This is a genomic window from Ruegeria sp. BHSA163 (assembly GCF_059613365.1).
On sequence record NZ_JBXWSJ010000054.1, the window covers coordinates 1 to 11,909 of the forward strand.

The 11,909-nt window shown below is 51.7% G+C and carries 10 protein-coding genes; 2 read left to right on the forward strand and 8 right to left on the reverse strand.

Features of this window, described 5'->3' with window-relative positions; all coding sequences use genetic code 11:
- Together AC2FNV_RS19205 and AC2FNV_RS19210 are read left to right on the forward strand one after the other, a co-directional pair.
- On the forward strand, nt 1-230 hold a 230-nt coding region (locus AC2FNV_RS19205; RefSeq protein WP_496774157.1), incomplete at its 5' end, for a hypothetical protein.
- 814 nt (nt 231-1,044) lie between these two features.
- Nucleotides 1,045-1,623 carry a hypothetical protein gene (locus AC2FNV_RS19210; RefSeq protein WP_496774159.1) on the forward strand — a complete coding sequence of 193 codons (579 nt, stop codon included), beginning with the start codon at nt 1,045-1,047 and terminating at the stop codon, nt 1,621-1,623.
- A gap of 129 nt (nt 1,624-1,752) precedes the next feature.
- On the opposite strand, the gene AC2FNV_RS19215 is transcribed toward AC2FNV_RS19210, so the two are convergent.
- The 8 genes from AC2FNV_RS19215 to AC2FNV_RS19250 all read right to left on the reverse strand — a co-directional run bounded on the left by AC2FNV_RS19215 (nt 1,753) and on the right by AC2FNV_RS19250 (nt 11,875).
- Complete coding sequence (locus tag AC2FNV_RS19215) at nt 1,753-2,376, reverse strand: transglutaminase-like cysteine peptidase (protein ID WP_170608655.1); 624 nt, start codon at nt 2,374-2,376, stop codon at nt 1,753-1,755.
- A gap of 354 nt (nt 2,377-2,730) precedes the next feature.
- Nucleotides 2,731-3,018, reverse strand: a complete 288-nt coding sequence (locus tag AC2FNV_RS19220; RefSeq protein ID WP_170608656.1) for a DUF1330 domain-containing protein — start codon at nt 3,016-3,018, stop codon at nt 2,731-2,733.
- A gap of 1 nt (nt 3,019) precedes the next feature.
- Nucleotides 3,020-5,689 carry an alanine--tRNA ligase gene (gene alaS, locus AC2FNV_RS19225; protein ID WP_170608657.1) on the reverse strand — a complete coding sequence of 890 codons (2,670 nt, stop codon included), beginning with the start codon at nt 5,687-5,689 and terminating at the stop codon, nt 3,020-3,022.
- 139 nt (nt 5,690-5,828) lie between these two features.
- Nucleotides 5,829-6,896 carry a recombinase RecA gene (recA, locus tag AC2FNV_RS19230; protein ID WP_170608658.1) on the reverse strand — a complete coding sequence of 356 codons (1,068 nt, stop codon included), beginning with the start codon at nt 6,894-6,896 and terminating at the stop codon, nt 5,829-5,831.
- Between the two features lie 32 nt (nt 6,897-6,928).
- Nucleotides 6,929-7,165 carry a hypothetical protein gene (locus AC2FNV_RS19235; protein WP_170608659.1) on the reverse strand — a complete coding sequence of 79 codons (237 nt, stop codon included), beginning with the start codon at nt 7,163-7,165 and terminating at the stop codon, nt 6,929-6,931.
- An 810-nt stretch (nt 7,166-7,975) separates the two neighbouring features.
- Nucleotides 7,976-9,241: a hypothetical protein gene (locus AC2FNV_RS19240; RefSeq protein ID WP_170611143.1), complete on the reverse strand. Its 1,266-nt coding sequence runs from the start codon at nt 9,239-9,241 to the stop codon at nt 7,976-7,978.
- A gap of 949 nt (nt 9,242-10,190) precedes the next feature.
- Entirely contained in the window at nt 10,191-10,367 is a 177-nt protein-coding gene (locus AC2FNV_RS19245) for a hypothetical protein (protein ID WP_170608661.1), read from the reverse strand.
- Nucleotides 10,368-10,702: 335 nt separating this feature from the next.
- Complete coding sequence (locus AC2FNV_RS19250; RefSeq protein ID WP_496774162.1) at nt 10,703-11,875, reverse strand: RsmB/NOP family class I SAM-dependent RNA methyltransferase; 1,173 nt, start codon at nt 11,873-11,875, stop codon at nt 10,703-10,705.
- Nucleotides 11,876-11,909 lie beyond the last annotated feature (34 nt).

The window sequence follows — 11,909 nt, forward strand, 5'->3', positions numbered from 1 at the left end:
GCAACGGCGGCGGCAACGGCGGCGGCAACGGCGGCGGCAACGGCGGCGGCAACGGCGGCGGCAACGGCGGCGGCAACGGCGGCGGCAACGGCGGCGGCAACGGCGGCGGCAACGGCGGCGGCAGCGACGGTGGCAACCGTTCAGGCCAAGGCGACGGAACCAACCCTGGCGGTCAGGACAATAATGACGGGTCAAACAACCCCGGTGGAGGCAGCGGTGGCGGTCTCTAATGGATAAACGGATATTGGCTGATGTCGCGAGACACTGTGCGGCATAATCAGATCAATCAGACATACCAAGAATAATAAAACGGGCAACCCTCATAGTTGCCCGTTCTTACGACTCAATATTCCCAAAACCCAAGTGGTCCACTTCGCCAAAGTCTTCAGTTGGCTGTTTCCGAAATTGTTTAACTAATCGGCGACGTTACTTCTTTTCAGCTTCGCGCAAATAGGAAACAATGGCATAAATGTGGCAGAATTGTCGCCATCTCAAAAAAGATAAATACTTTAGGGCAAACCAAAGTACTGGAATTTTCTGTTGTTTTTCAATGTTTTTGCCTTCATTTTCTGTAGTTCTAAGACTTGGATCCACCTCTAGACGCCTTGAGAACTAGGCAACTAAGAGGTGTAAAAGCATCTCAATTATAACGCCGTTCATACTGACCTGAAGTCAATTGGTTCAGATGGCCGGAAGAGTTGAGAATGAGGTTCGAGGAGTAAACAATGCGCAATCAGTTTCGCAGATTCCCACTGTATTTAGTAGCATCTACATTTCTGCTGACTCCCGCGAGCGGTGCTCTCGCATCTGATATATGCGATGTCAGCAAAGTGCGCAAATCCGGCGCATCATCTCAAGTACTATGTGAGTGCAACACCATAACGACTGGAGCGCTACGGTATATACAGCGTCGCGCTGATTTTGAAGAGATAGTTAAGCGGCTCGGTGCACAGTGTGCGCCTCTAGCAGGGCTTTTGACTGACTTTCCCACGGCGTCAATCGCCAGCTTTAGCCAAAGATCCGGGGACGGGCCTTCTCAAAACGGTGAAGGTTCGGGCAGCGGAGGCAGCAGCAGCGGCGGCAGCAGCAGCGGAGGCAGCAGCAGCGGAGACAGCAGCGGCGGAGGCAGCAGCAGCGGCGGAGACAGCAGCGGCGGAGGCAGCGGCAGCGGAGGCAGCAGCAGCGGAGACAGCAGCGGCGGAGGCAGCAGCGGCGGAGACAGCAGCGGCGGAGGCAGCGGCAGCGGAGGCAGCAGCAGCGGAGACAGCAGCGGCGGAGGCAGCAGCGGCGGAGGCAGCAGCAGCGGAGGCAGCGGAGGCGGAGGCAAAGGCGATGTTGGCGGCAAGGGCGGCGGAGGCTCTGGCAACGGCGCTGGTGGCGGAGGCAAAGGCGACGGAGGCAAAGGCGACGGAGGCGACGGAGGCAAAGGCGGCGGAGGCTCTGGCAACGGCAATGGAAACAATGAGAACCCCGGCAATGGTGGGGGAAACACTGGTGGATCTGGCCCCGGAACCGGAAACGGCGGTAGCAACAACGGTCAAGGCAATGGATCTCGCAACGGTGAAGGTGGTCACGGCAAAAGTGGAAGCAACAACAGGTGAAGAATTGCCCGTACTTGGTTGACCGGGACATGCGATGTGTTAGCGGTTTTAGAATCGAGAGACCTTGAAAAAGGAAAAAGGGCGATGATAGCGTCGCCCTTTATTCAATTTATACTGTCAGAGTTGAGAACGTTCGACTTACGGTATGGGTTCAACTCCGACCGTAAATACCAATCCAACCACTTGGCTTGTCTGGGTTCTGCATCCGAAGAAACAGGTAACGCGTCGCCGTCCAAGGCTTGATCTTATTTGTTAGGTTGTCCAGAACCAAGTCACCGGTGACCGACCGATAAACAAGAACGGCATGAGGATTGCGCTGGTTATCCAAAACCGTTGCGATGAGCAATTTACTGGGATCGATACCCGCGCGGATCAAGTCGCGTTTCTTCAGAAGAGCAAAGTCTTCGCAGTCGCCGCCTCGGGATGTTGGAAGCGCCCATCTTTCCAGAGTTCGATACTGCGACTTATCCGACACCGAGCGCGTTGTTGCGTTCACCTGACGATTGACACGCTGAATAATACGCATCTCTTGTTGACTTGATAAGGACACGGAGGTCTTGGTCGAACACGCCCAATTATATTTTTGGCATAGGCGCTGTGCACCAGACGGCGGAGGTGAGATTGCAACAGCTCTTATAAAGCGACCTTCGCTCGCTTCCGAAACCGATCCGGCAACCACTGCCCCGATCCCCAAAGCGGAAACAAATATCAGTCGACCTAACGACGCGGTCAACCGCGCAGCAACGGTTCTGACTTCAGTGCTCAACGGTTTCATGCCTGTTCCTTGATCCAAATTCATCCTCGCGATTGCGGACAAAAAGGAAAGTGAATCGTCTCACCTAACTATCAGAAGACGGAGCCGCCTGCGCAATCTGAGGAGAAGTTGCAACCCAAATGAGGCGGAAATTCGATCCACATTTTGACCATTTCAAGCAAGAATTGAGAGGTTACGGCCACATTCCAAGTGTGATGGCGCAATTTCTGCGCTTAAAGTCACCATAACCATTTGTAAAAATATGGTTTAATCTAAAATAGAAAATTTTAAGCAGCGGAACATACCGCCAGGCTAATTGATTGGCAAATATCCGCCCACACAATCAGAGGTTAGCTCAGTTGTGCCGATTTGGGCCTATTCGGTAATCTCCACAACAATCAATTCACGCTCGCTGGCCCCTCGTGCATAGCTTAGCGCTTGTTGATATTCATGAGAATTGTAGCATTCCACTGCAGCCTCAACCGATGGGAATCGAGCCACGACGTTGCGCGGACGCTCTTTCCCCTCCAACTGCACATACCGTGCCGCGCGCGCAATGAACGCGCCACCATGCTTGGCAATAGCGGGCCCGGCCAGTTCGGCGTATTTGCCGTAGGCCTCGTCATCCGTTACGGTTACATGCGCAATCCAGAGTGCGGGCATCTTATCCTCCCAAAACTTGTTCTGCGGCTTGGATCGCTGCATCTGAATTCGACGCATCACGACCACCGCCCTGCGCCATGTCAGGGCGTCCTCCGCCACCCTTGCCTCCAAGTTCAGACACGGCCGCCCTCACAAGATCTACCGCAGAAATCTTGTCGGTCAGATCCGATGTAACCCCAGCCGCCACGGCAGCCTTACCGCCTGCATCCGCGATCAGCAGCACGACACCAGAGCCCAAGCGGCTTTTGTGCTCGTCAATCAATGCAGGAAGATCCTTGCCTGATACACCAGCCAAAGCTTGGGCAAGGAAAGGCACGCCATTTACATCGCGTGTTTCTGACCCACCTTGCCCCGAACTTCCGGCCATCGCCAGATCGCGGCGAAGCTGAGCAACTTCGTTCTGCAATGCCTTGCGTTCGTCCAACAGCGATTTCACCCGGCTGACAACATCATCTGGCTGCGTCTTGAGTTCAGAGGCTATCTGTCCCAACCGTTGACCCTGCGCAGACAGATGCCGGAACGCCTCATCCCCAGTAAGCGCTTCGATCCGGCGCACACCTGCGCTGCTTGCGCTGTCGCCCAGAACGACAAAGGTACCAATATCGCCGGTTTGACGCACATGGGTACCGCCACACAGTTCGATCGACCAGGTTTCTCCGTCCTGACCTTTACCTGTGGGCGCCTTACCCATCGAGACAACGCGAACTTCGTCTCCGTATTTTTCACCAAACAAGGCCTGAGCGCCCAAGTCCCGCGCATCATCAGGTGTCATGATCCGGGTCTCAACGGTCGAGTTCTGTCGAACAAAATCATTCACTTCACGCTCGACCCTTTGGATTTCCTCATGGCTTAGTGCTTTGGAATGGCTGAAATCAAACCTTAGTCGGTCGGAGGCATTCAGAGAACCACGCTGCGCCACATGATTGCCCAGCGTTTCGCGCAACGCTTCGTGCAGCAGATGCGTGGCTGAGTGGTTGGCGCGGATCGCCGTGCGCCGCGCGTGATCCACTTCAAGCTCCACTGCATCGCCCTTTGAAAGAGTGCCGCTTTTCAGCGAGACATTGTGGGCATAGACTTTGCCATCAGCGAATTTTTTTGTGTCATGAACTTGCGCGACATCATTACGCTCTTCCAAACGACGGATTTCACCTGTGTCTCCAACTTGACCGCCTGCCTCACCATAGAAAGGCGTCTGGTTCACAACGACCCAACCACTGCCGCCCTTTTCGATTTTGTCGACTAGCGCTCCATCCACGACCAGAGCAGCCACCTGCCCTTCGGCCTTTTCGGTATCGTAGCCTAGGAAGTCGGTTGCCCCGGCGCTGTCCAAAACGTCGAACCAAACGGCCTGATCTGCCGCTTCTCCTGACCCGGCCCATGCTGCACGGGCCTTGGCCTTTTGCTCAGCCATAGCAGCGTCGAACCCGTTCGTATCCACTGTCCGGCACTTTTCGCGCAGAGCATCCTGCGTCAGGTCCAGCGGAAATCCATAAGTATCGTAGAGCTTGAATGCAGCAGCACCCGGCAGCGCGGCGCCCTTGGGCAGGTTTGCAACCTCTTCATCAAGCAGTTTTAGACCGCGATCTAATGTCTGCTTGAAGCGGGTTTCCTCTAGCAGCAATGTCTCTTCTATCAGCGGTTGCGCCCGGCCCAGCTCGGAATATTGCGCGCCCATCAATTGTACCAGCGTTGGCACCAGACGGTACATAACCGGATCCTTCGCGCCTAGCAGATGCGCGTGACGCATAGCGCGACGCATAATACGGCGCAAAACGTAGCCGCGTCCGTCGTTCGACGGCATCACACCGTCGGCGATAAGGAACGAGGTCGATCGCAGGTGGTCGGCAATCACCCGGTGATGCACGTTTTGATCGCCATAAGGGTCAACACCAATTGCGTCCGCAGATGCTTCAATCAGCGTCTTGAACAAATCCGTGTCATAGTTGTCGTGGCTACCCTGTAGCAGAGCACCGATCCGCTCCAAACCCATACCAGTGTCTATGGACTGCATGTCGAGTTCGACCATCGAGCCGTCTTCGAACTGTTCGTTCTGCATGAAAACAATGTTCCAGATTTCGATGAAGCGGTCGCCATCCTCTTCCGCCGAACCCGGAGGCCCGCCCCAGATGTGATCGCCGTGATCATAGAAAATCTCGGTGCATGGACCGCATGGACCCGTCGGACCCATTTGCCAGAAGTTATCGTTTGTTGCGATACGAATGATCCGATCCTCGGGGACTCCAACTTTCTTCCAGATGTCGAACGCTTCGTCATCGGTGTGGAAAACAGTCGTCAACAGACGGTTCTTGTCGATACCGAATTCCTTGGTAATCAGTTCCCAGGCAAAAGGGATCGCATCTTTCTTAAAATAATCACCAAACGAAAAATTGCCCAACATCTCAAAAAACGTATGGTGGCGCGCGGTGTAGCCCACATTGTCAAGATCGTTGTGCTTGCCTCCCGCGCGGACACACTTCTGCGCCGTGGTTGCACGCTTATAGTCGCGCATTTCCACCCCGGTAAACAGGTTCTTAAACTGAACCATCCCTGAATTCACAAACATCAGCGTTGGGTCATTGCGCGGGACCAAAGGGCTGGACGCAACCACTTCGTGCCCCTGTTTGGCGAAGTAGTTCAAAAAAGTCGAACGGATATCATTTAGCGTGGGCATAAGATTCCCTCAGCGCGCAATCGTATTTGTTGAGACGGGTTTATCCCCCTCCCTTTAGATAGTCCACAGCATAGAGGTCGCACAACGAAACAAGGCGGCCCCGAAAGGACCGCCTGGTTCGCTATGTTTTTCGAAAAGTTTAGGCTTCGAGGATATCCTCGTCCTCAGCCGCGCCGGGGGGCATGTCGAAATCCAGACCATGTGCTGCGCGAATCTTGTCTTCTATCTCAAGAGCTACGCTACCATTGTCGCGCAAGTATTGCTTGGCATTCTCACGCCCCTGTCCGATCCGTTCGTCGCCGTAGCTAAACCATGAGCCTGATTTTTCTACCACGCCGGCTTTGACGCCCAAGTCCAGCAGCTCGCCCATCTTCGAGATACCCTCGCCATACATGATATCGAATTCCACCTGCTTGAACGGCGGCGCCACCTTGTTCTTGACGACCTTGACGCGGGTCTGGTTGCCAACAACCTCATCGCGATCCTTGATTGCGCCAATACGACGGATATCCAGACGGACCGAGCTATAGAATTTCAGCGCATTACCACCAGTGGTAGTTTCCGGGCTACCGAACATAACACCGATTTTCATTCGAATCTGGTTAATGAAAATAACCATACAGTTCGAGCGGCTAATCGAGCCGGTCAGTTTGCGCATGGCCTGACTCATCAAACGGGCTTGCACGCCGACATTGCTGTCACCCATGTCGCCCTCAAGTTCGGATTTCGGAGTCAATGCCGCAACTGAGTCGACCACAACCATGTTCACTGCGCCAGAGCGCACCAGAGTATCAGTGATCTCAAGCGCCTGTTCACCGGTATCGGGCTGCGAAATCAGCAGCTCGTCCAGATCAACACCCAACTTGCGGGCATATTGTGGGTCCAGCGCATGCTCAGCATCTACGAACGCGCAGACCCCTCCGCGTTTTTGCTGCTCAGCAATACAGTGCAATGTAAGCGTTGTCTTGCCCGAGCTTTCCGGGCCGTAAATCTCAACAATCCGCCCCATTGGCAGACCGCCGATCCCAAGCGCAATGTCCAGACCAAGCGAACCGGTCGAGCTTGCTTCGATGTCTTGCTTGGCGTCCTCGCCGAGCTTCATGATCGAGCCCTTGCCGAATTGCCGTTCGATCTGCGCCAACGCGCTGTCGAGCGCCTTTTGCTTGTCTGCGTTTTTCTTGTCGCTCATTGTCAGAAGATCCGCCATTGTCCTGTCGCCTTCCCTTTTTGTCACACCCTTCAACGGGCGGCAATCACTGCTTTGTTCACCTCTTGTTCCTTATGGGGGCAAAAAGAGAACATATCAACTGAAATCTTTGTTGCCCACTCTTCAGAAAAATGCTGGAATGCTTTTTGCACAGCTCCTGCACCGTGGCTTATTTTAAGAATATCAATAAAACATTGACTTACTTCACTCTCACGGCTTTTGTAGATTACAAGCTCACTCAAACGCTCGCCCTTAACTTTTCCAGACATCGAGCCTAAACATCCGGTCAAGAATACCACCGTCTCTTGTCGTTTGATTTAGGAGTTGCCGCCGAAAGAACTGCCCCCCTAGTTTTCGGACCCATTGTTTCACGGCCGGAGCAAGACTTCTGCGACGAGAACAGCTGCCGACAGAAAGACCTTTGTGATCCTTCATGGCTGTTAGAGATCCGCGCCACCAATCCTTGAGACGCTCCAACGTGATCTCGATACTATCGCGCCGACTGGAACGCTGTTTGTTGTACTTACACTTTTGCCGCTTAAGTCCTGTCTTGGGGTACAGGGGTTCATTTTTTTGATAAAACCATTGTGAAACAAGTACGCACCATATTCCTTACGTACCGGTAGCCATTAGGCTGATGGAATATCGCTAATCAATACTCTGATGCCTGTGGACACGCTGATCTGACCAAAAATCATGAATAACCAAATAGAACTTCCTGCACATTTTCTTATCGCAGCGTTCATTCCACCTTTGTTTCTCCGTATCAGTCAGTCGCTCCCTCTTCTTTTACCGACAATCTGAAGGTCGTGCGTTCGCCAAGATGTATCCCGCAGTATGTCAAATACTTTCTGATGTCCTACAAAATTGAGAGTCCAACTGGCATTCTCAATCACTGATCCGGTTCGACCAGCAACACGACAGAAACACTGTCGAATTCCGATCAATTGTCGATCCAGCATAAACGTCGTACATATTCACGCTTTAAAGGAGACCAAGAAATTAGATCAAGTGAAATATATCACCACCCGACAACTGCGTGAACATATTTTTAACCTTGTTCCAAATTTAGCAAGTAACTAAATCCGGGTGCGGACGTCACTTCGATTTTTCTGCTCGGGTATCCATTTCGTTTGCCCCAATATACCACGCTTCAATTGTGCAATTAGCCCGCGATCATTAATAAAACGCTGGTAGGCCCGGTACGACGGGGCTTTGGAAAGGCACATTTCTTCGTGTCGCGCACGAAAATAGTAGATAGCATTTACACCAAATAAAGCAGTGCAATTGGCCACCCCAGTCCAGAAATCAACAGCGATGAAAGGGATGGATATCAACCACCAAGTTATGTTTTTGCTTATGTAAGCCGGGTGCTTGCTTATGTTGTAAGGGAAATCGCAGGCAAGACCCCTATATGTTAAATTGGAAAACCTTAGCCCCATCCTAGCAGAGGTTAGGCTATAAATACCCAAAAAAAGTAGAATTGTACTACCCCACATAAAATATAGGACGGGATAGTCCCAAAGCCATTGACCCCAAGCAAAGCCGCTTTCGAAATAATTAAAGTAGTTGCGCGACAAAAGCTGCCAGAATGGCGCATAGCAAATTATGCAGACCAGCCAACCACTTACTTTAGTTTCGGTCCACCGAATCTGGGAAGTCAACAGGCGTGTTGCTGTAGCGTAGCCTATGACTACTATTGTGAGGTCAAGAAAAAAAGAAAACCTAAACAGGTATTCGTAGACATCATAAAAATCATCAGAACTCCATAACGAACGAGTTTGAAAATAAGACCAATCGTAAACCAAATAACAAAACATCAGCGGTAAAAAATATCCCTTTATTCCAAGTCCAAGAAAATGAACCTTCAACTCAGGCGCTCGCGTTGATAAGCGACCGAGGGTTAAGACGGCTCGCCCCAAATGCCACAAACCGTCTCGAGGATTGCGCATCGAAAAATGAACAAATGTAACAGTGACTAAAATAACAAACAATATGAGACCCCAGTAATCACTCAGCAAAGAAAAAAATGGTGAATACCAGTCATCCCTGTAGATATCAGCTGAATAATAAAACACTGCCAACATAGCAAAACTAGCGGCAAGCCCAAGTAACTTGATCCCAAAATCACATACGTATTTACCATCAAAAAAATTTTGAGGTCGATAAACTAATCCACTTCCTGGTTTCCGATAGACCTTTGAGTAAAAAACTTCAGAAACTACAAGTAACGAAAAAACGGATAAAGCGAAAAGCACTGTTTGATCGCGGTCTGAAACGCCTTGCAAGTCAGGCCACAGGAAGTGGATAACCGGAATGGCGATAATCGCTATAACTCCAGTCAAGCTAGGGATCGCGGAAACAGGCCGTCGAAATCTTTGGCGAGATATCGTAGTTTTTTCTCTGCTCATAAGATTAGATAAACGCGACCTGACGCTTAGTTCAATATGCGGTCAGCCTAGGTTACAAATCATTATGTGTGAGTGTGTCCAGATGACTTCAGTAGTGTTTCGTTGTTTGATTGCGTCTTGTTTCTTTGTTTCACAGTAGGAAAAATAACCAACCAGAAACTGGTTTTAGCGCAGAGTCTCGGCCAAAAAAATTGGGGGCCGACCTCTAAATTTAGCATCTGTTTTAAGCGTTTTTTTAGCATACGGCCGCAGCTTAGACAGAGAAGCGCGTGACACGAGAGTTGCGATATTTGACCATGGGTAACGTGATACGGTAGTTCCAATGCAACTGTCTGTGAGCGCGCCAGCCAATTGGAAATTGGTGCGTTAAACTCTTCATGATCTCGTCGACCTTGGTCTATCCGGCATCAAAGTTTTCGATCAGTTTCATGGCCAACCGGTTGGCTTCCAGGATGCGGCCGTCCGGAGCAAGACGCATGATGGGCACTGGAAGATCCGCAAATGATACCTCACTACTGCTTTGTCCTGCCTGCTCAATCGGCAACTACAACAAGTCACGAGCGGTTCCCGAACGACTAAATTCGCGCACGGCGGCAGGAACGGCATCGTTTTCCGTTTGAACCTGCACGATAATATTCTTTGCGCTCGACTCGCTATTGAACGCCTGATGCAGAATATCAGGCTATCGCCCCAACAAACGCGCCGCTGCATCGTTTACCCTCAAAAGGGTTCCGTTTCGCCCTTCGGTTAGAACCGGAACGCTGACCTCTTTCCATTCCCTCGGAGCATCCAAATGAAATCGCCAACAGAACCGACCGCTGCCGACATCGAAGACCGAGATTGGCACCGGGGCACCATGTCTTCTCGCGCTTTGCCGTAAGTCTCAGCCCCGGACTGCAATCGCAGGAGGGTTTGCAAACATAGGTTTCATAAATTGCTCTGACCTAGTGCCCGGAAAGGCTTGAACCCGTGCACGCGCTTCGGCATTGACCGTCAAAATATCGCCTTGAGCGTTGGCGATAACGCAGGTAATCAACTCCTGCTCAGCAAAAACCGCCATAGAATTCACCTCCTACTGCGCCATGCAGTCCGCTATTGCACCACGTAAAACAACCAAAGTACGCAGCCGTCAGTAAAGAAACCACTACCACAACGAAACTTGAGTGCCAGACCTTGGGAACCAGGTCCAAAACGAGCGAAAGACTCAGCATCGCGCCGATTAACACTTATGTGGCGAGCCACAGACCTAAGGGGCTTTTTGAAAAGACGGATCAGAAAAAACTTTCGTGGCTAAAGTCATAAACAACTCAAGTCGTTGGGCTTTTTGTTGTCGGCCCAAACCCGGTTAACATTCGCTTAAGAGAAACGGAGAGTTCTCCTGAATGTTGTTACGTACTAGGGGATTAACGGTTTATTTAAGTGCGCGCAAAAGAACCCGTCGGTCCGTTTGGATACCATCCACTGCTTACGCCAGTCAGACTGCCAACCCGGGTGATTATTCAAAAAACCATCCACCACTGAATCGTTTTCAGCCGAAAAAATCGAGCAGGTAACATAGGCCAACAATCCGCCAGGTGAAACAAGCGGTGCTGTTGAACCAAGGATTTTCATCTGAGCACTAACAAGCTTTGAAAGGCGGTCTGGAGTTAGCGCCCACTTACCTGCGGGCGCTCTGCGCCAGGATCCGCTACCGGAACACGGTGCATCGATAAGAATGATGTCAAATCCGGGGTGCGCGAACACTTCTTCAGTAGATAAAATCTTAATCTCAGCCCCTGCGCGTTGGGCGCGTGCTGGTAGATCATGCATTCTGGCTGGGTTCGCATCATGCGCAAAAATTTTTACAGAATTGGAAAGTGCTGCAATGGCCAAAGCCTTTCCGCCGCCTCCGGCACAATAGTCAATAATCCGCATACCCGGACGCAAAGGCAGCGCAGCAACAACAGCTTGACTGGCAGCATCTTGTAACTCCACCAATCCAGATAAATAAGCGTGGCTTTGGGCGACCTTGCGGGCACCTTCTATTACTTCAAGGGCCGTCTCACAAGCTGGGTGAACCTCTGAGCTGATCCCCTCCCGCATAAGTTCTTGGGCAGCTTGCTGGCGATTAACCTTTTGCAAATTTACACGTAAATGTAATGGCGCACGACTTTGAAGCGCGGTCGCCGCCGCCTGCGCCTCGTCACCAAGCGAACGTTGAAACTCTGGCCACAGCCATTCTGGGATATCAAACCTTTCTGACTCGGTCACAAAGTCCCGGCCAACTTCGCTTTCCTCAAGCGGATCGGGCGCATGCCGATCACCTGTGAACAACTCATTAGGATCAGCTCCCAAGGACCTTATTGCGCCGATCATTAGGCCGCGCCCGTTTTCTGAGCCTCCACGCGCTGCGAATGACCGGCGGCACCGAAGCGCGTCAAACACATGATCGCGGACTGCCGCGCGATCCTTCGAGCCAGCAAATCGACTTCTTCGAGCCCACCCGGTCAAAGCCTTTTCGGCGGGCGATCCATCAAGAATATCATCCAATATTTCTATTGCTGCCTGAACTCGGGCGGAGGGCGTCATGTTGGTTTCGATTCCTCCGCCTAAGCGACTTCAT

Coding starts and splice junctions, on each gene's coding strand:
- alaS (WP_170608657.1), bottom strand. CDS start 5,689: ATGCCCACGCTAAATGATATCCGTTCGACTTTTTTGAACTACTTCGCC.
- recA (WP_170608658.1), bottom strand. CDS start 6,896: ATGGCGGATCTTCTGACAATGAGCGACAAGAAAAACGCAGACAAGCAA.
- AC2FNV_RS19220 (WP_170608656.1), bottom strand. CDS start 3,018: ATGCCCGCACTCTGGATTGCGCATGTAACCGTAACGGATGACGAGGCC.
- AC2FNV_RS19235 (WP_170608659.1), bottom strand. CDS start 7,165: ATGTCTGGAAAAGTTAAGGGCGAGCGTTTGAGTGAGCTTGTAATCTAC.
- AC2FNV_RS19250 (WP_496774162.1), bottom strand. CDS start 11,875: ATGACGCCCTCCGCCCGAGTTCAGGCAGCAATAGAAATATTGGATGAT.
- AC2FNV_RS19245 (WP_170608661.1), bottom strand. CDS start 10,367: ATGGCGGTTTTTGCTGAGCAGGAGTTGATTACCTGCGTTATCGCCAAC.
- AC2FNV_RS19215 (WP_170608655.1), bottom strand. CDS start 2,376: ATGAAACCGTTGAGCACTGAAGTCAGAACCGTTGCTGCGCGGTTGACC.